Below are 21,200 nucleotides of genomic sequence, written 5' to 3'. Positions count from 1 at the left end.
TAGGGGGTGTTTAGAATCCGACATTCAATGTCATAGTAAGCTGCCTTGGTGTAGGAAGGGAGACCCCACCGGACTTATAGTATTCCGGATCTTGACCCTTGAGCTTCTTGTCTGCGTAGATCAAGAATGGGTTGGTGACGTTCATCTTCAGACTGACATTCTGCAGTTTGAGAGCCTCTGCCGTTTTCTTTGGCAGGTTGTAGCCGAGGGAGATGTTCTTCATACGCACGAAGCTACCATCTGCCACTCGCATCTGAGAGTAATTGTAAGTGTTGTAAGCCCTCTCTATATTTTCAGCACCGATCCGGCGTATCAAGTCTTGAGATGGGAGAGTAGGCACATCTGTCTTGAGCTCTTCGCCCGGGTTGAGCCAACGATCGTAGTACTCCTTGGAGAAGACGTTGAGGTCGGCAAAGTTCGGGTCAAAGGTCGGATTGAGACGTATCTTGTTGCCTGCCTGCATCGTGATGAAGAACGAAAGTTCCCACTCCTTGTACCTGAACGTGTTCGAAAGACCACCTATGTACACAGGCTCGATAGGGCCGTGGTAGATGAGGTATGACTTGGAGTACTGGGCATCGAGGAAGTCCGCACCATGCACATTGGAGTTGGCACTCTGGTTCGATGGGTAGAGACCAAAGTCGAACGTAGGCAAACCATTAGGATTGAGTCCTTGGAAGTTGAACGAGAAGAGCGAGCCTCGTGGGAAGTCCACGATGTTGCCACGTCCTGTACCCGCCACCATGTCGAACGTATTGGGCGTGTTGAGGAGGCGAGTGATCTTCTGATCCATTGCGCTGAGCGTGAGGTTTGTCGTCCAAGAGAAGTCGTCCGAGACGATGTTCTTGGAGTGGATGAGGAGCTCGACTCCTCTTGTCCTCATGTCCCCGAAGTTGGCGTACTTGTAGTACTGACCACCGATACCCGATGTACGGACAAGGTCGATGAGGTCGAAGGAGTTACGTTGGTAGACGTCGAGAGTGGTATTGAGACGACCTCCGAAGAGTTTGAGGTCTGCCCCGATGTTCAGCTCGTACATCTTTTCCCAAGTCAGGTCTCTGTTTTCGAGGTGAAGTATTCGGAGCGCATTCTCTCTGTCTTTGATGTTAAATCTGTTGGTGATGATGTTTTTGAAGACCGCGCTCGAACTGATAGCCTCTTCGTTCATCTTTGCTGTGAGACCATAGCTCGCACGGAATGCAAGGCCTGTGATGTGGCTGTATCCTTTCATGAACTCCTCACGGTCGAGGTTCCACTTCACACCCACGTTCCAAGTCGGGAGCCAACGAGAAGTCGCAGAGCGACCGGCCGTGTTGGAGCCTTCATAGTTCAATACGGTATTGAAGATGTATTTACCTGCATAGCCGTAAGTCGCACTACCCGAGAAGGTCACCCCTCTCTCATAAAGATTGAGGAGAGAGAAGTAGTTGGCGCCTTCATTGGATAGCTTCTGGAAGATATGAGGATCGGTAAATATCTGATTTCCCCTGTCGTACTGGATGCCATAGCCCTGGAAAGGATTGACTGTGCGGTCGGTGTGGCGTACTTCTGTAAATCCGAACGCACGTATGTCGTGGTCTCCGATCTCTTTGTTGTACTCCAGCGCAAATCGACCCATGTAGTTTTTCATCGATGTTTCCGTCTTGTTGAAGATACCTCCGTGAGGAAGGGCTATCTGTGGCTGGAGGAGCGGATTGTCCTTATCCTTGAGGAGATAGATGTTTTGGCGAGCTACTTCGGGTGTTTCATTGGCACGGAACGCCTGTACTACGTTCGAACCCTCCATGATGAAGTGGGAAGTGCTCGTGAGAGCGTGACGAGCAGCAGCAAGACCGATCAACTGAAGGTTGCGGTTGATCTTGTATGTGACCTCACCCTGTACCTTGAAGTCCAAGACATTAGTCCTCATGTAGTTGTTTTCGTACTCATTGAGGATGTTGAACGGAGCCCAGTTGTTGCGGTAGTATGAGAGTGTACCGTCACTGTTGCGTGGAGACAGAGTACGGCTCGTGCCGAGAGCGTAAGAGAATGGGTTGATGTCGAAGTCGCGCTCAAAAGCTCCGATGACGGTATTCTTCTTCTGAGGGATTGTCCCGGGAGCCTTTTGGTTACGCATATTTCCCTGTGCAGAGATGGTTGTCTTGAGACTCTCGCCCCAGTGGTAGACATTTTTGAGGTTGGCTGTCACCCTCTTGACATTGTCTGCGAGTGTCCACCCTCTGTCGTCATAGAATCCCACGGAAGCATAAGTCGTAGAGTTTTCTCCACCGCCCGAGAACGTCACCGTATGGCTGTGAATAGGCCTGTAAGTAAATAGTTCTCTGAACCAGTCTGTATTGGCATACTCTCTCTCCTTGAGGAACGCAGCCTTTGCCTCGTCCGTATTGGGGAGGTAAAACTTCCCTGTCTCGGGATTGATCGTGCTGAGCGCCTTGTACATCTGATAGTACACACCGCTACGTCTGCCGTAGAGGGCATTGCTGAGAGAGAAGTATCCCTTCTTGTCCATTTCCATGTACATGGACATACTCTCTTGCGAGTTGAGCAGGTCAAACTGTGAGTACGATGGGATTGCTCTCATACTCAGCTCATAAGAGTAAGAGATACGATTAGGAGCATTGCGCTTACCGGACTTTGTAGTGATGACGATCACCCCGTTGAGGGCACGTGCACCATATATAGATGTCGCCGAAGCATCCTTGAGTACCTGTATATCCTCGATGTCCGATGGGTTGAGACCTGCGACTGCCGAGCTGATGAGTGTCACGGCGTCACCCGAAGCCAGCTGGTCGAGCGTGAGTGCCACCAAGTCCTCATACACCGCACCGTCGATGACCCATAGAGGCTGTACATTACCGAGGATGGAGGCGCCACCACGGATATTGATACGAGGTGCCGAACCAAACGATCCGGAGATGTTCTGTATCGAGAGACCCGCCACACGACCTTCGAGCATACGAGAGACGTCGCTGACCCCTTCGAGCTTGATGTCGTCGAGCTTGACCGATGCCGCAGCACCGGTGTAGACTCTGTTCTTGATGGTCTGATAACCCGTGATGACGACTTCGTCCATCTCCTTGATGTTGTCTTTGAGGATGACGGTCATCTTTTCCGATGTTACCTTGACTTTTTGTGTGATCATACCGACGAAGCTCACTTCGAGGATGTCCCCCATGCGCGCTGTCACGACAAATTCTCCGTCGATATTGGTTGCTGTACCGCCTCCCTTATTCACCTTGACGGTTGCTCCGGGGAGAGGTTCGCCTTTGGTTGTCTGTACGATACCCTTGACCTTCATCGGACGCTGAGCTTGTGCCTGCAAGGAGAGTCCGAACATCAGCAGGTTGACGACAACGAGTAGCCTCATGATTCTGTAGCTATTCATATATCTTTCTATTTTTTTTAATCAAAAACGATAGGTAAATCCTCCGAAGATACCGAACGGATGACCGGCTCTCAAGCCCGATGGATGACGAGAGGTGATGTAGGTCTTGTTGGCAAGGTTGACCGCATTGACCGATAGGGTGAGCCTGTTGGTAGGTCTCCAGTGTGCCGATGCATCGATGATCATGTGAGCAGGGATACGCTCAGACTCTGCAATAGCCCCTTGTCCCGGAGCTGTGCGCATATCGCTGTTGTAGCGCACGTTGACCGTAGCGTCTACCCTCTTGTACTCTGCTCCGAGCTGTACGTTGAGAGCGTGCTTGTATATATATGGTATCTCATCACCGATGTGGACTGTGCCCCACGCATTGCTGTCAAATGAGTTTTTCAGCTCTGTGTCGGTGAACGTATAAGATACTTGGAACGGTAACTTCAACGCGTAGCTCTCGCCGATCAACTGTGCTTGGAGCAAAAACTCCACACCGCGGACGACGGCTTCTCCGACGTTGAACTGCTCAAGCGTACCGAGACCACCACCGGCAGCAAGGTCACTTCCGAGCATGTTGCTGTAATCGTTGTAGAATCCGATGACTTCGGCCTTTACTGCCGAAGTGGAGAGACGGGTACCGACCTCGACGTTGATACTGCTTTCAGGCTTTTGGTAAAGTTCTGCGCTCGGAGGAGCAAACCCCTTGTGTACACCCGAGAAGAACGACAAGAAATGAGCCAACTCATAGTTCACTCCCAAACTTGGGATGATAGCCCTTGCGTGGTTAGGTGTCTCGATCCTGATGCCACCTGTACGACGGAGGTCTTCCTTGGTATAGTCCTTTTTCAAGAGATCGACATCCTCATAACGTACCCCCGCGGTGACAGTGAGCTTGTCCCATCTTACTTTGTTGAGGACATAAGCCGCAAGAGCCTTCGCTGAGGTTATACGATTGGCTTGTGTGCCGTGAATGCCGGGGAAGAAGAGCGACATCTTTCCTCCTTTGATGGAGTAGCCGTCATCCCACTGGAAACGGTCTTCCTCATCCATGTGATAGCGGATGGCGGCCTCGAGATTGTTGTACACACTGCCGATACGGAAGTTGTACTCCATCTTGGACTGTATACCTCGAGATCTGTAGTCACGGTTGTTGGCACGTACGATGAGGCCTTCGCCATCGTAGTCCTTTCGCCCTGTAAGGATGTCAAAGTATGCTGCATTCGTTTCAGGATCTGCAAGTATTTTTTCGATACTTCTCTTCTCATCCTTGGTGATGCCTGCCCTTACGTCGTTGAGCTTGTACCAGTTACGGTGGAACGTATTGTAGTAAGCATTGGTCGTTACTTTGAGGCGAGGAGTAAGCTCAAGGAGATAAGTCCCCACCCATTGCATGTGTCGGGTCGTCATATCGTCCATACGAGATCCGGGATACTTGAGGAATGGGGTCTTCTTGAAGTCCGCCTCCGAGAGCCCCACATAAGACTCATGAGAATACTCGTCGGCATAACCGAACTTCAACTCGAAGGCTTGATTGATACCCTCTTCGTTGTCTGTATTTGCGATAAACTTGGCAAGTACGTCATTGCGCACGAAGCCTGCCTTGTCCCCGTCCTCATACTTCTTGAACCCATCCGACTGATAGCGCAGATACTCTATCAAATAGCCGAGATAGCGCGAACGGTCTCCGAGGTTGAAGTGTCCTTTGAAAGTATTATTTGTACCATAAGAAAGGTTTACCTTGCCCGAAAAACGATCGGGGATAGGAGTGGAGACGAGGTTGATGGCACCTCCGGTAGTAAACGGACCGTATTGTACCTGACTACTACCCTTGAGGACTTCCACGGCGTGCATCCTTGCAGCGTTGGGGAAGTAGTATGCGGCAGGGGAAGCGTAAGGAGCAGGGGCAGCAAGGACACCGTCCTCCATGATGGATACGCGTTCACTACGCTCTGCCTTAGTGCCACGGAGACTGATATTGGGACGAAGTCCGTAGCCATCCTCTTCATACATATTGACCCCCGGCACAGACCTCAACATACGGATGACATCTGTGTAGCCGAGCTTCTCTACTTCTTTGGGTGACAGATAGTACGCAGAACCCGTACGGTTGCGGGCATGGAACTTACTACCAAGCATCTGCTTGGTCACGATCACGAGTTCCTTCAAGTCATAGGAGTTCGTGATGGTGTCAGGCTTCTTTTCCACCGTTTGGGCCGAGAGGCTCAAAGGCGCAAAAGCAAGGATACATGCGATAAAAACATTTGTTGGCTTCATTTGGGCTTTGTGTGAGATTACTGCGTCTCACACGTCGGAATATCAATAGTGTTTTAGAATAACTTATTCGCTTTACTCAATGTTCGCTTTTTATGAAAAATAGCTAATTCTGTGATCTTTTCTTTTCTGGTGCAAAGGAAGATATTACGGGTATTTGCCACAATCACAAATATTAAGTATTTGGCTATTGAGGGTATACCAACAATTAGGTATTTTTGCCTGAGTCGTGTGTCTCTATATACCTATGCCTGCCACAAGCCAAACTGCTGCATGACAATATGGTGGGATAAAATATATAAAAAAAGGTTGCTAATCATTATTGGTGATTCTGCTTCTGATTCAGGCGGAGAGTAGATGGTGATCAGACTCCTTTTCCGTCTGTCCCGACATCTCTCCCCTTCCTTGTTGCAGAGCCCGCTGTTGGTCCCGCTTCTTACCGCAGAGTTTCCCCTTGTTGTCTGAAGTGATTCATAGTCAGGTGAGTTAAAGTGCTTGAAAAAGGTTGTCTAACTTGATGAATCAAGGTAGGCAACTTCATTCATAAATTTAGACTCATTGATTTGGAGGTTTAGACATCTTCCCCTCAACTCCCTCGTCTGACAGCTTCTGATCCTCCTGTTTTTACCGCCGAGGTTGCTCCGGTATGCCTTGTCTCGGGTGTGCTTTATGTGAAAAATGGCACAACATAAGCGGATTCGAGCCATTTTTTACAATCAAATGTCAAAATACCATCATAAATTATTGGCAAATAGATTGATATATCTTATCTTCGCACATCATACGCCCTTTTTGTAAGGGGAGACGGTTGACAAATTATTTTACATACCAAATTATTATACCATAATCGATGAAACAGTTTATCAAAATGATCGCTGCATCATGCCTCGGCGTGGTTGTCGCAAGTGTGATCGTTTTCTTCCTATTCTTTACCATGTTAGGAAGTTTTATCTCATCCATCACAGCGTCTTTCAGTAGCCCGGATGCTCCGGCAAAGGTGAAGAAGATCAGCGAAGGCAGTGTCCTCTTGTTGGACCTATCGGGCAACATCAATGACCGCAAGACTTCGGACTTTTACTCGGACTTCTCTCTCAAGTCTTCAAAAGACAAGAACTATCCGCTACATGAGATCATCAAGTCAATCGAAATAGCGACAAAGGATCCTAAGGTCGAAGCCATCATCCTAAAACTTGAGAAATCAAGCATGGGATTTGCGACAGCTCAAGAGCTACGCAAGCACCTCGACAACTTCCGTAAGAGTGGCAAGCCTATCTACTCATACTCTGATCGTTATGATTTCGGTAACTACTATGTGTCGAGCGTTGCGGATAAGGTATATATGAATCCTTACGGCTTCCTCAACATATCCGGACTTTCGTCTACTACAATCTTCTACCCCGGTATATTGAAGAAAGTGGGTGTGGAGATGCAGGTCTTCAAAGTCGGTACATTCAAGGGTGCAGTCGAACCATTCGTCAACACCAAGCTCAGCGAAGCTAACAAAATGCAGATACAGACTTATCTCGATGGTCTTTGGAACTCAACAAAAGAGGACATCGCAACAAGTCGTGGTATCCTCTCTGACAGCATCCAGGCTTATGCCAACAGAGGAGGTCTCTTCAACGAGGCTTCCGAGGCTATACGTCTCCGACTTGTGGACTCTCTCATGTATGGAGCAGACTTCAAGGAGGTCATAGCTATGAATGTCCTTGGTGACAAAAAGGCAGAGGTCGAATACCTCAGCGTGGCTGAAGTCATCGCAAGCGAGAAGAAAGCCCTAAGAGCCAAAGGTGATGTCGCTGTGATCTTTGCAGAGGGTGCAATAGCGGATGTCTCTGACAATTCACTCCCCGGATTTGGAAGTGGCGAAAAGGTCATCAACCGTGCACTTATCTCTCAGTTGCGTGAAGTGGCTGATGATGACGATGTCAAGGCGGTAGTCCTCCGTGTCAATTCTCCGGGTGGGGATGCGTTTCTATCCGAGCTCATCCACCACGAAGTCAAGAAACTCAAGGAAAAAAAGCCTATCGTGGTATCTATGGGTAACTACGCTGCATCGGGAGGTTACTACATCTCTTGCGAAGCATCCAAGATCTACGCCGATCCGTTCACATTGACAGGTTCTATAGGTATCTTCGGTATGTTCCCCAACTTCACAGGTCTTGCACAGAAGCTCGATGTGACTCATGAGACAGTCAAGACTGCTCAGTTGGCAGACTTCGGTGAGGCTTACCGTCCTATGACTGCTCAGGAAAAAGAAGTCCTCCAAGATTATATCGAAAGAGGTTACGACACATTTATCACTCGTGTGGCTGAAGGTAGAGGTATGACCAAGGCGCAGGTAGATTCTGTGGGTCAAGGCCGTGTCTGGCTTGGTATGAACGCTGTATCTCTCGGGCTCGTGGATCAGCTTGGCAACTTGGCAGATGCTATCTCTGAAGCTGCTCGCTTGGCGGATCTCGGTAGCGATTACACTGTGGGCTTTGACAAAAAGCAGACAAAGTGGTTTGAAGAGCTGCTCAATCTCTCTATGAGCGATGTCAAGGGTATGATCAACTACTCTTTCATCCTCTCTCCTGAGGAGCAACTCATCCGCAAGCATGTCCAACGTATTCGCAACCGTACGGGGATCATGGCACTCCCTCCGTACGACATAGAGGCGATCACTCCGGATATGGGAAAAGTAGAGTACAAAATGTAACACCTACTCCTACCCTGAACATCAAGACTTAACGACACCGCGCTCTATTTAGGAGCGACAGGCATATGAGCAAGAGGCGCAACATACTTCTCAAGATACCGGCTATAGTGTATGGTTGGGGAGTAGGGTTGCGCAATTTTGCTTTTGATACGGGGCTCATCAAACCGATGAAACCCTCTATTCCCACTATATGTATAGGCAACTTGTCGGTAGGAGGTACCGGCAAGACGCCTCATATAGAGTGGCTCATCAGGCAACTCAAAGAGCACTATCGTCTGGCGATACTCAGCAGAGGCTACGGACGAAAGACCAAAGGCCCCATCATCGCCACTACCGAGCATACGGCTCAGGATATAGGGGATGAACCGGCACAGATACTGAGCAAGTTTCCCGACCTGATGATGTACATCGATGGAGACAGGCGTCGAGCCATAATGGCTATGGAGGCCCTTCCCGAGGAGGAGAGACCGGAGGTGATCCTCATGGATGATGGCTTTCAGCACCGCTATGTCATGCCCGCGTACAGCATCCTCCTCACTTCTTACTACAACCTTTTTACTCGAGATGATCTCTTACCGTACGGCAACCTGAGAGAAAATGCGATGGGTAAACTACGTGCCGATACGATCATCATCACCTCCCTACCGTCCGGACTCAACCCCATAGACCTGCGTCTGCTCGAAGGGGAGATATCCCCCATGGCTCACCAAGATCTCTACTTCAGCCGTATTGCTTATTCTGATCCAGCCCCTCTCTTTGAACCGGATACAGCCCCTCTACACTCTACGACGCCTGTCATCGGAGTGAGCGGTATAGCTGATCCCGACCGTTATCACGAATATCTGAAAAGCACATTCCGCAACATCCGGAAGTTTGTCGTCTACCCTGATCACCACAATTTCAGCGAAGGAGATATCGACGAATTTATCGACTATCTCAGCGAAGACCCCGAGAGTGTCATCCTCTGTACCGAAAAGGATGCCATCCGTCTAAGGGCGCTCAAGGAGGATATCCCTCAGGAATATCTGCATAGGTTCTACATCCTTCCGATACGTATTGATCTCTCTCCCGAGAGCACCAAGCGCATTATCGCCAAAGCTCTCCATGCGATCAGCCACAACGGGCTGACGATCTGACCCTTTCCATATAGACATTTATTTCTCCGGCTACCGAGCATGACTCATGCTTGGGGCAAGGCTGTGTCTTCCTCGCTCTCGTCTCGAAAAATCAGGATCAAAAGCCCCTTGAAAACATCAAAAGAGGATGAGACTCCGATGTTGATCTCTGAAAAGATATGTATCTTGGGGACAGTGAACTTGTCTCTTTCTCATTCAGGAGGCAAAAGGTCTGCCGTGAGCCAACTTCCCCGACTCAGGCAAAGTCGGAACAAAGGGGAAGAAAACTGTCAGTTAAACAAGTAATAATATGGCATTTGATTTCAAAAAGGAGTTCAAAGAATTTTATCTCCCTCCCTCCAAACCGGTGATTGTCACCCTACCTGTGCTCAACTACATAGCTATCAGCGGTAAGGGAGATCCCAACGAAGAAGGGGGAGAGTACAAGGAGGCGTTGGAACAGCTTTACGGTATCGCTTACACGTTGAAGATGAGTTATAAGAGCGACTACAAGATAGAGGGGTTTTTCGAATATGTCGTGCCTCCGTTGGAGGGTCTATGGTGGCCGGAGGGTGGCACGATGAATTACGGCAATAAGGGCAATCTCTGCTTCATCTCAATGATACGATTGCCGGATTTTGTGATGGAAAAAGATGTGGAGTGGGCGATCGGGAAAGCTACGAGGAAGAAGAAAAAAAGACTTCTCAAAAGTGACGTTTTTCCGTTACGATGAGAGTCTGTGTGTGCAGTGTCTGCACATCGGAGCCTATGATAAAGAGCCCGAGACAATAGATAAAATGAACGAATACGTCAAGGCGCAAGGTTACAGCATCGCGACAGACGAGGTCCGAAGACATCATGAGATCTACATGAGTGATCCAAGAAAAGTCCCGGCTGAAAAATTGAAAACCGTACTCCGGCTCCCGATCCGTTAGGGATCATACACTCCGACAATATCGACCGCACAAAGGCCTACAAGGGTTTGTGCATACGATAATCAAAAAGTCTTCAACTTACTATCTTTTCATAGATGTTCCCTGCCTTGCTCTGTCGAGGTGGGGAACATACGTTTTCAAGTTAGACAACCTTGTTTTTGGGTGATCTTTTTGGGCATGATAGGTCTTTATGTGCGATGATTGTGTGAACTTGTTTTGGTATAGTGGTTTTATTTCCCTACCTCCACGGAAATACATATGCCTGATAGGCTCCTAATTAACTTAATTGTCTTCTTTTTTCTCTTCACAGAGTTGGCTCAGTTCTTTCTGATAAAGCCCGAATGTTGGTCACTGATAGATGGAGGGTTGATAGTAACTATGTAAAAAAATCTTGTTGGATATGATTCATGGTTTTATTGTACATTTTGTGAAAAACACCACTATCTTGAGGGACATGGGCGGATAGTGACCCTTTTTTCAAATACGGAATGTGATATTGGCTGTCCCGGTTTATTCTAAAGTGCGTAACTAAGAATAATAGAAACTGATATGATGAACACAGACAACGCTTCCAATTTGCCGGCAGTACATTGATTTGTTGTTTACTCGTGGGGTGTCAGTCTTTAGAACTTACGGATTGATGTCATTCTCATTTCGTTTCAAAATGGTTTGTTGCTTTCTGTTTTGTTTGATATTGTGTCGTTTTATCGATGATTTTAGTGTGTTTTTGATGTTCATTATGGTTGAAGTGTTGCTTTTATGTTCATATTTGCCGAGGGGGATGACCAAGTCATTGCTCTTTGTGGGCGAAAATCAAGGGGGGATGCCCCTATGGTAACACTTAAAAAATAAAGATGCCATGAAAAAGCTTTTAATTCTCGTCTTAGGACTATTCTGCATGACAGCAGTAGCACAGAATCGTCCGATAATACACGGATAAGCTCGTTAATACCTGTCTCTGATGATAGCATTTCAGAAATAAATGCCGACTTTTGTGATGCTGTAAGCTCCATTGTTCTTAGTTTTATTTTTTCTTGTCTCAAAGTTAAGGACTAATGGGGCTTACACACTTTTTTAGGACAGTATCTTTTAAATCGCCCAATGCTCTCGAATAGTCTTGTGTATAACCTCTGGATCTATTGAGGAAGAGATATAATAAGTCGTCTCTTGGCTTTTTTGCCGGTCTTTTTATCCTCACGAATACGTGTCACTTTATGGATAGAAGCTAAACCAGCCCATCGGCTGAGTATCTAGGAATCTTCAAGGTCTAGTAGATTCACGATGCTCTCATAACGCCTTGTTTCAATGCGTCCGTGTCCCAGCTCAGTTTGCTCGCGAAGAACAATATGCTTGGCAAAATGAGGGCAGAAGAAATCCTCTAGTTCTTGTTTGCCATGTAGCTGATTGTCCTTAACCGGCAGGAGGTAATCTCCTCTAGAAGAGATTGTCTTAGCTAAATCAGTCTGAGTTGCAATGGCATCTATAGAGAAGAGATTTCCTTCCGGATCGAGCTTATCAAGCAGTATCTCAATGGCATTGAGTTCGCTGTCTTTCTTATCAATATAGACTTGAGCAATAGACACAGATTCCTTTGGAGAATAAGCCGAAACGGTGTGAGACTGAGCATCAAAACTAAGTTTGCGTACACATCTCATAGACTTTCCATCAATGCAAATATGACTTCCTGAGGTGAGTTGAACGAAAGACTCCGGCCAAATGCTGTAGACTTCTTCGAAGACCTCAGGTTCAAGTAAACTAATAGCCATGTTTAGGCTGTCATGGCTAGGGATTCCATGAATAACATCTTGGCCTGTGAGCTTCTTATAGAGCTGTTTGAGGTCATCCTGCCAATACTCGGCATAATCCTCAATATCATACCAAGAGTTACACCCGTAGATCGTTGAAGTGAAGACAATGAGCAAGATGAAGTCCAATGGATGAAGTTTGCGTCGATCCATACGAGGGTCTTCCACAAGAGAGAGCGTTGAAAAAAAGCTGAGATAGCATAAAACAAATACGATGAGCTTAAAATAATAATCCAAGATAGCAAGACCTTTTTAATGCGTCATCCCTGCACTTCCACTCCTATTGCATGTTATATTAATATTTACTATGTTCGTGAAAGACACTTACGGTGTTTGATGAATAGGGCGCTCGAATGCGTAAGGTAGAGGGAGACTCATCCCGGTTTCAAAACTCTTTATGTCCCGCGTACAACAGACGTGATATATTGAATGGAGTTGAGAATGTCAAGGCGGGGAACGGGTATGTGGTCATGTGCTACACACACCGACATTTCTCTTTCCTGATCGCCAATGTAATGAAAGGGAAATAGACCTGGAAAACTATTTTAGAAACACGGCATCGTGTGGTTGTTTGTTTTAATATTAACCATTTTTATTGATTCATGCTAAGACGATTTCTTATTTTTGTACTGTCTTCAAGTGTATGCTTTATGGGAGGAACTCATATGTATGCACAAAACACAAGTGAGCAGCCACCCATAGCGAAAAAACAAGGTGTCAGAAAAATCTCAGGGCGAGTGCTTTCGGAGGAAAATAAAGACCCTATCGTTGGGGCTCGTATCAAAATCATAGGCGCCACCAACAAGGGAGGAGTTACCGACATCGATGGTAACTTTTCTTTCGAGGTACCGGACTCCGGAAAATATGAGATAGAAGTGTCATTCGTTGGGATGAAGCCTGCAAGACTCACCGCGAAAGAGAACATGACCATTATCATGGAGTTCAGCAAGACCGTCCTGAGTGATGTCGTAGTCAATGGCTTTTTCTCAAGGCAGAAACAGACCTTCACCGGAGCGGCCAAGACGATCAAATCGGAAGAATTGTTGAGCACATCTCCGACAAATCTCTTTCAGGCCTTGGCAACCATTGACCCAAGTATCAAAGTGGTCCAAAACAATACCATGGGCTCCAACCCCAATGCCATCCCGGACCTCGTACTTCGGAGTACGACCTCTCTGGCGACAAACAACGAGGTAGGGCTCAATGCACCTCTTGTTGTGATCGATGGAGTCGAGAGCACCCTACAAGCACTCTATGATATAGACCTCCACGACATCGAGCGTGTGGATATCCTCAAAGATGCTGCAGCGACAGCTCTGTATGGTGAAAATGCTGCAAATGGTGTGATCGTCATTGAGCGCAAGAAGGTATCTCAATCTCCCGTGCGAGTGCGCTATACGATGACTCCGGTATTCAACTTTGCAGACCTGAGCAGCTACAATGTCGCCAATGCCGCTCAGAAACTTGAACTCGAAAGACTTGCCGGACTATACGACAGCAATAGCGGAAGCCTCGATCAGCTCTACTACGACAAGCTCGCTCTTGTCAGCAGTGGCATAAACACAGACTGGAAGTCCAAGCCCATACGTAACAGCTTCTCACACAGCCATTCAATATCCATGTCGGGACGTGGATCCGGGCTGGATTACAACGTCACAGGGAACTTTTCCGATGTCAACGGGGTAATGAAAGATGATTTGCGCAGACGTTATGGGATGAATGTGTATCTGTCTTATACCGCATTCCAGAAGCTCATCCTCACTCTTCGAGCATCACACGAGCAGCTTAATGTGAGACACTCAAAATATGGAGCATTTTCAGACTACCTGAGAGCAAATCCCTATGACTCGCCTTATGACGAGATGGGAAACTATCGACGCAGCCTCTCCTATGACAAAAACAACCCTCTCTATGAGGCTTCGCTCAGTAGCTTTCATACATCGGAGATGAGGACACAGAGAATATCGTTGGATGCGAGATACAACTTCAAGCCCAACTTCTATGTCACTCTACAAGGGGCATACACCACGGGGCGAGGGACAAGTGATAGATTTGTGTCTCCCGAATCAAATCAGTTCGCATCGGTCAAGAGTCTTACTCAAAAGGGAAGTTATACTCTTGGCAACAATGGCATGGATGAATGGAGTGGAAAGATGGTGTCAAACTATATCCAAAGCTTCGACAATGATGGCACTATGTTTACCCTCAACTTAGGAGCAGAGATCAAGCGTCAAAATGAATATACACGTACTCTGATGGGGACAGGATTTCTCTCCGACAACCACGCCGATATTGCATATGCCACAGCGTATCCCGAGGGAAGAGCTCCTCACGGCACTGAGGCATTGGCAGCAAGCCTTGGAGGATTTGTATCCGCTAACTTCATGTGGAAGAACAAGTATGTGATCGACGGGTCATACCGTATATCAGGCTCTTCAAAGTTCGGTGCCAATCATCGTTACGCGCCATTCTGGGCGACAGGGATCGGCTATAATGTGCACAATGAGGAGTTTATAAAGAACCTCAAATGGATCAACACATTGCGCCTACGTGGAAGTTATGGATACACCGGAAGTGTGAAGTTTGCTGCCTATCAGGCTGTAACCACTTATCGCTACCGTGCCGATCTTGCTACCTACACAGGTGTCGGTGCAGTTCCTATCGCAATGTCCAATCCGGACTTGACATGGCAGACGACAAAGAAGTTGAATATCGGTCTGACTTCATCTTTATTCAACGACAGGGTAAATATCAACCTGGACTACTTCAGAGACAACACCGAAGATATGTTGATCGATATGTCCTTGCCCCCTTCGTCCGGAAGTGTCAACGTCAAGAGCAATCTCGGATCACAGACAGGAAGTGGGTTTGAGATCTCGCTATGGGGGCGTATCCTCCAAACTAAAGACTGGGAGTGGAGCCTGTCCGCAAACGGACTACATACCAGAAATGTCATCAACAATATCTCTGATGCTCTCAAGCGTAAAAATGAAGCAAATGCTTCGGCGAAGGCTTCACCAGCTCCACTGCTACAGTTTAGAGAAGGGGAGTCTCCTACCTCAATATATGCAGTAAGGTCTGCCGGCATAGATCCGGCTTCAGGAAAGGAAATCTTCATAAAGAAGGATGGTAGCTATACTTATGACTATTCCGTATCCGATCAGGTCTCTGTAGGCGATACAAATCCATGGTTGGAAGGTGCGGTTTCCTCTCAGTGGAGATATAAGCGTCTCTCTCTATCGTTGAACTTCTCTTATCGTTATGGAGGGCATATATATAACTCCACAAGAGCCTCCAAAGTAGAGAACATCGACCCCAAATCCAATGTCGACGAAAGAGCATTTACCGAACGCTGGAAAACCCCCGGTGATGTCGTACCTTACCTTGCGATCTCAAAAGTGGGAGGACAATCCTTCGTTTACTCTGATCGTTTTGTCGAACGAAATGATGAGTTGTGGCTGTCTTCGATGCAGATCACTTATGAGGTCCCTGACGCATGGTTACGTAAGATCAAACTACAGAAGATGTATTGGAGTGTGGGGACAGAGGATTTGTTCCGATGGACCACCGCCAAGTTTGAACGAGGCACGTCCTATCCATACAGTCGCAGTATTAACATGTCAATGAGCGTAACCTTTTAACACAAATCATCCGAAATGAAGACGATATACTATAACTTGTTTTTTGCGCTTTTTTTGTGTCTCTCTGCAACGTCTTGCAAAGACTTCTTGGATGTGCAGCCGAAATCAGAGAAGTTGGAATACCAATTGTTCAAGAATGCTCAAGGCTTCGAAGATGCTATCAACGGTGTTTACGGCTCTCTCCAACAGACCGAGCTCTACGGCAAGGATCTGCTGTGGGGTATCCCCGAGGTCCTGGCTCAAAATCTCAATGGTCAGAGTACCGAAATGGTGGCATTGTCAAAGTATGACTATGCCAACAATGATCAACTTCGTCAACAGCTCGCAGCATTGTGGATAAAGGGGTATGAAACCATCGGTTATGCCAATAATATCCTCAAACAATTGAAAAAGAAATCTGAGTCAGAGCTCCCCTTCTACAACTATTATAAGGGCGAAATGCTTGGAGTGAGAGCTTTTTTACACTTTGATTTGCTTCGCTTGTTTGCTCCTATGGACATGGGTGCACGCGGTATTCCTTATCTGAGGGACTACTCCTACAAGGTACAAGACTTCAGTAAGGTCGGAGAGAACTATGAGGCTATACTTCAAGATCTCAAAGAAGCCGAAGCCCTGCTCAAGACTGATGATGAAAACATCGCCTATCCAAGAAATAACACAAAGTACAGCAAGTTTCTCAACTACAGAGAAACCCACTTTAACCTATATGCCGTGTATGGATTACTTGCCCGTGTATATTGGATGAAAGGTGATATGGCAAATGCTGCTTTGTATGCTCAAAAGATTATAGATAGCGGGAAGTTTCCTCTTGTAAGCCAAAGTGAAGTGCAAGATTATCTCGCAGGTGTACTTTCGCCAAAAGAAACGATATTCGGAGTATATTCTCAATCCTATCTGAAAACAAGTCGTGAGTACCTCTACAATTTCCAAAGTTATAGAAGTTACAACCCCTACTTTGATGGCTCCGGATCCAGCCACCTTCTGCCATACGTCGCTGTTTATAAGAAAGATGTAGATGCTACAAGTCAGGATTTCCGTCGCAATCACTTCAAAGAGTTTGTTGGCTACGTAAAATTCTTGAAACCGGTAGACTATCATACAATAGAGAATTCCGTGCCCGCCGAACGCAAGGAGATGATCCCCGGCATTACCTTGATGCACTCTTCAGAAATGTACCTTATCGCAGCTGAGGCTCTGCTTGAGACAAACTACCCCAAAGCCGTCGAATACTTCAATATGGAAATATCTTCGAGAGGTCTATCTCACCTAAAGGCGGATGTCGTTTTGACAAAAGAAATGATATTCAATGAGTATCACAAAGAGCTCTTCGGCGAAGGACAGCTGTGGTACAACATGAAGAGACTCAACAAGGATATCGTATCCAATGCCGAGTCAAGGGTAATCAAGGGCTCCAATCAAATATATTCGATACCTATTCCTAAAGAGGAGTTTGAATACAGACTGAGCGACATCTCACAGCCTAAAAAGTAATGAATATGAAAAAGATATACCAATATATAGTTATACTCTCATCTGTGCTGATCAGCCTCGGAAGCTGTCATGAAAATAAGCCTCTCGTATACGATGTGGGGCAAAAAGACGCTGTATTTTTCAGCTACAAAAACGAAAGGGATGAAGCAGACTCTATACTGACTTATAATTTCAACTATGACATCGCCACAGAACATGTCATAGAGATCCCTGTGACCCTCATGGGGATGCCAAAGAACACGACTCGAAAGATCAATATCCGTCCCATCCCCGAGTCAACAGATATGGTAGAGGGGACACACTACATCATCGAGAGTGCAGAGCTTCCCCCCCAAGCCATCACCTCGAGCATAAAAATCAGACTTCTAAGAGAGAAGGATCCTAAGCTACAAGAGCAGGAGTTCACTCTTCGTCTGGGACTCTATGAAAACGAGGATTTGAGACCTACCGGATCTAAAGTCTTTGTAGTAAAATATTCTGATATTCGTCCTACTGTCCGCCCCGACTGGTGGTCCGAGTGGGCTCCTCTTCCGGAGTACTCATTTGAGGCAGCCCAAGTCTTCTTTGAATACTTCTATCGCCTTGCACCCAAGGCCAATAAAGACGTGTTCGATGAGATGATACTGGCCTATGGAGACTACTTTGTCAAGGCAAAAGCCCTACAAGGGCCTATGGCTATGTACAACGTATTTATCATCAGGTATGTACTCATACCGATGCATCTCGAGACCGGCGACAGGTTTAAGTGGCAGCAAGAGCCGTCAATGTAAATCACATATTTATACAAACAGGTATGAAAAAATATATCCACCTTGCAATTACCATTGTCTTGTGCTCCATCGCCTTGATATCTTGTATCAAGGATGAGAGCAGTGTCCCCACAGATAATATCCCTCACCTGAAGATCAAAGGGATAGGAGGGGATATGCCTGTGTACAACTTTGATCTCGGAGATGTCTGTGTCATACAGCCCGAAGTCTCCTATACTAACGGCAACACCTCTGACCTCAAATATGAATGGTCGGTAGGCACTTTTGAGGACGGGGTGAAAGGCAAACTCGAGAAAATAAGTACAGAGACAGCCTTCAAGCACAAGTTTCTGAAAGGAGGAAGTTACTATGTCCATCTTGTCATTACCGATGGAAAGGTAGGACAAGTGGCGGACTATAGGGTAAATATCAATCGATCATTCGAAGAAGGACACATCCTGGTATCCAAGGATGCTTCCGGAAGAGGGAACCTTTCTTTTGTGAAGACGCTCACTCCCGAAGAAATAGCTCAAGGAAAGAAAACGGTAATCGTCCAACATTGTCTCGAAACAATGAATGAGGGTGTTGCCTCAGAGGACAACCTCATCGCTTGCACGATAGGCACAGTAACCTGGCCCAAACAGCTTACAAGGCTGATGGTCGCAATGACCGACAGATGTTATTTCGTAGATCCGAATACGATGACAATCCTTGCAGAGACAAAGTTTACGGATGTATTCCCGGAGTTTCGAGCAGACATTTTTATGCCTGACGAGTACTCTCCTTATGTCTATAGCAAGACGTCAGGCAAGTATGTTCATCTTGAACTCACGTATATGTTCCCTTACGAATACAAATACTTCAAGGGTTATCCTTTTGAAGACTTCTATGAGTGCAAATATACTGCGTGGGGCTCACCAAGGACGATGACCCTATTTGTGGACTACACACGTTCGCTTGTTTGCAGGTTCAATGCCTACAATCCTGACACTTACTTCCCCGGTACAGGAGAATTGCTCAAAGGCAAAGAGATCATCAACGTATTTACCGGAACGACACAAAGTCCTTCAACCTATGTAACGCCGATCTACATCCTGACTCAGGATACTGACCACTTGGTGTTGTATAAGAACGGCAAAGACAACACTATGGATGCGAGAAGTTTCACCACACAACAGACCCCAAAATCCGAAGAGCTTGCGGTGCCGGAGCGTGGTATGAAGTTCCAGCCCTCACCCAAGTATCATCGCTATTTCTACTATATCGGAAGTCGAATATACGTGTTCGTTCCCGGGACAGAATTCACCTTGCCACGTCGCGAACAGTTTGCCATAGATTTTGGCGCAAATGAGGAGGTGACATGTATCCAGACCGACATAAGCAAAGAACTTTTGTATGTAGGGACATTTGACAAAACTTCAGGCAAAGGGAATTTCTACATCTACAATACCTCAGATGTAAGTACCAACAGCCAAGGAAATATCTCTCCGGTAGAGGTACACAAAGCCTGCGCTGATCGCATTACAAGTATAATACACAAACCCAGAATATCAAGCTAAATGAAGAATTTGAAACTAATCCTCACCATTATGTTCTTCGCCTTGGTGAGTCTCGAAGCTCATGCCAAAGTCGTCACTATAACAGGTGAAATTACTTGTAAAGACACATCTTGTAACGATCTTAAGCTCTATATCTTTGGCTTGCCACGGATGGGTGAGGCGTCTCCCCTTCCGATAGAAGTGATAGACAATAGATTTTCTGCTCAGGTAGATGCTCCGGGGCGTTTCTTTTCTGTCATGATCATTACCGGAGGAGGTATGCAGCACATCGTCCCCTATTACAATCATGACGATTCGGCAACGATACACATGTCCATGACCTTGGATCAGAGCTCACTCAATATCCAAGCCTCTGATGTAGACAATCAGGTGCTCGGGGCATTCAGAGCAAAGGTGAATGACAGCAGTCGCCTTTTGTGGACTGACGGGAAGGATATGAGCATAGAGCAAATCATGTCTTTACTAACAGACCTCAATACCACTGCTGACTCACTGGGGGGCACTCAAGGATGTTCGGCCGAAGTCCGTCAGTACATAAAGGTATGGGCCTACAATACAGTCCATGATCTTTACGAAAACATCCCATACATCGTGGAAAAGAGCTCTGAGGAACTGAGTATAGACAGATCAACTCTGCTTCCACCGGCTTATACAATCCTTGACAACGAAATCTCCCAGTACTTTCACAACACCTCTCGTGTGGTGTTCTTATCACTGGGGAAGGGAAGCCTGGACGACAAGTTTCAGACCCTTTATCAAAGCTACAACTCGCCTGACCTCAGACTTCGTGCAGCAGATATGCTTCTTCACGAGTTTATCTCAAAGTTTAACTACAAGGTCGATTATGAGAAAGGATTGAGCCGGCTTGAAGAAATCGTCTCAAAGTATGATCTGGATAAAAAATACTTAGAGGAATTTAAGAAGAGAAAAGCAACAGTCATCGGGAATCCTTTTCCGGAGAATGTGGTCCTCACGGACATTAACGGCAAACGCTTCGATTTTAACACGTTCCGAGGCAAATATGTGTACATCGACCTGTGGGCTTCGTGGTGTGGCCCCTGTATGAAAGAGATCCCACACATGAAGAGGCTTGAAAAAGAAAATACAAATAAGGACATTGTATTCCTTTCGCTATCGATCGATACAGACGAAAAGGCATGGAAGAACAAAGTAAAGAGTCTCGACCTCAAAGGGCATCAAGTGATAGACCTGAAAAACGAGCTCCCCAAGGCTCTGAATGTATCAGGGATACCATTCTTCGTCGTCTATGACAAGGAAGGGAAACTTTACGAATACAATGCACCTCGTCCGAGCGATCCCAATATCAAAGAATTCCTTGAGAGTCTCCACTGATTTGAAGCACGTATAGTGTAAATCGCAGGAAGCGCGGATAAAGGAAGTATTCCTATTGCTACCTTCCCGATAAAATTTTTTGATCTGAGAATAGGGCTGACTTCATCATGTGAAGTCAGCCCTATTCTCATTACTTTTGATAACGCCAGTTTGATTTAAGCGCAAGTAGGAAGTTTGGGGTTTCTAACGATTTCAATATTCAGCTCA

The 21,200-nt window shown here is 46.5% G+C and carries 12 protein-coding genes; 9 read left to right on the top strand and 3 right to left on the bottom strand.

Translation table 11 applies throughout. The features are described 5' to 3' along the window. Nucleotides 1–10: 10 nt before the first annotated feature. Both Q4A14_RS05470 and Q4A14_RS05465 read right to left on the bottom strand, forming a co-directional pair. Nucleotides 11–3,385, bottom strand: a complete 3,375-nt coding sequence (locus Q4A14_RS05470; protein WP_303170522.1) for a SusC/RagA family TonB-linked outer membrane protein — start codon at nt 3,383–3,385, stop codon at nt 11–13. A gap of 21 nt (nt 3,386–3,406) precedes the next feature. After that, a complete protein-coding gene (locus tag Q4A14_RS05465) occupies nt 3,407–5,647 on the bottom strand; it encodes a TonB-dependent receptor (protein WP_303170521.1) in 2,241 nt (746 codons plus the stop codon). Nucleotides 5,648–6,494: 847 nt separating this feature from the next. On the opposite strand from Q4A14_RS05465, the gene sppA reads away from it, so the two are divergent. The 4 genes from sppA to Q4A14_RS05445 all read left to right on the top strand — a co-directional run bounded on the left by sppA (nt 6,495) and on the right by Q4A14_RS05445 (nt 10,395). Beyond that, nucleotides 6,495–8,345 carry a signal peptide peptidase SppA gene (sppA, locus tag Q4A14_RS05460; protein WP_303170519.1) on the top strand — a complete coding sequence of 617 codons (1,851 nt, stop codon included), beginning with the start codon at nt 6,495–6,497 and terminating at the stop codon, nt 8,343–8,345. 65 nt (nt 8,346–8,410) lie between these two features. Next, entirely contained in the window at nt 8,411–9,481 is a 1,071-nt protein-coding gene (lpxK, locus tag Q4A14_RS05455) for a tetraacyldisaccharide 4'-kinase (RefSeq protein ID WP_303170517.1), read from the top strand. 289 nt (nt 9,482–9,770) lie between these two features. Next, nucleotides 9,771–10,193 carry a GyrI-like domain-containing protein gene (locus Q4A14_RS05450; RefSeq protein ID WP_303170515.1) on the top strand — a complete coding sequence of 141 codons (423 nt, stop codon included), beginning with the start codon at nt 9,771–9,773 and terminating at the stop codon, nt 10,191–10,193. Further along, the gene (locus tag Q4A14_RS05445) at nt 10,171–10,395 is read left to right on the top strand and encodes a GyrI-like domain-containing protein (protein WP_303170513.1); all 225 of its coding nucleotides are present in this window, start codon (nt 10,171–10,173) and stop codon (nt 10,393–10,395) included. Before Q4A14_RS05450 ends, Q4A14_RS05445 begins: the two co-directional genes overlap by 23 nt. A 1,250-nt stretch (nt 10,396–11,645) precedes the next feature. Here Q4A14_RS05445 and Q4A14_RS05440 read toward each other — a convergent pair. Continuing rightward, nucleotides 11,646–12,437 (bottom strand): ISAs1 family transposase, encoded by a 792-nt coding sequence (locus Q4A14_RS05440; RefSeq protein WP_303170512.1) that lies wholly within the window; start codon nt 12,435–12,437, stop codon nt 11,646–11,648. Between the two features lie 428 nt (nt 12,438–12,865). Here Q4A14_RS05440 and Q4A14_RS05435 point away from each other — a divergent pair, with 428 nt between their 5' ends. Genes Q4A14_RS05435 through Q4A14_RS05415 form a run of 5 tightly spaced genes read left to right on the top strand, consistent with a single transcriptional unit; the run spans nt 12,866 to nt 20,993 of the window. Further along, nucleotides 12,866–15,841, top strand: coding sequence for a SusC/RagA family TonB-linked outer membrane protein (locus Q4A14_RS05435; protein WP_303170511.1), 2,976 nt, complete (start codon nt 12,866–12,868; stop codon nt 15,839–15,841). Between the two features lie 15 nt (nt 15,842–15,856). After that, nucleotides 15,857–17,332, top strand: coding sequence for a RagB/SusD family nutrient uptake outer membrane protein (locus tag Q4A14_RS05430; RefSeq protein ID WP_303170510.1), 1,476 nt, complete (start codon nt 15,857–15,859; stop codon nt 17,330–17,332). 5 nt (nt 17,333–17,337) lie between these two features. Continuing rightward, the gene (locus Q4A14_RS05425; RefSeq protein ID WP_303170509.1) at nt 17,338–18,102 is read left to right on the top strand and encodes a DUF4843 domain-containing protein; all 765 of its coding nucleotides are present in this window, start codon (nt 17,338–17,340) and stop codon (nt 18,100–18,102) included. A gap of 23 nt (nt 18,103–18,125) precedes the next feature. Then, complete coding sequence (locus Q4A14_RS05420) at nt 18,126–19,640, top strand: PKD domain protein (protein WP_303170508.1); 1,515 nt, start codon at nt 18,126–18,128, stop codon at nt 19,638–19,640. A gap of 9 nt (nt 19,641–19,649) precedes the next feature. Continuing rightward, nucleotides 19,650–20,993, top strand: coding sequence for a TlpA disulfide reductase family protein (locus Q4A14_RS05415; protein ID WP_303170507.1), 1,344 nt, complete (start codon nt 19,650–19,652; stop codon nt 20,991–20,993). Nucleotides 20,994–21,200: the final 207 nt, after the last annotated feature.

The organism is Porphyromonas sp. (genome assembly GCF_030529325.1).
Lineage (GTDB): Bacteria > Bacteroidota > Bacteroidia > Bacteroidales > Porphyromonadaceae > Porphyromonas_A.
The sequence above is the reverse complement of the archived record's forward strand: the minus strand, read 5'-3'. Positions and strand labels throughout refer to the sequence as shown.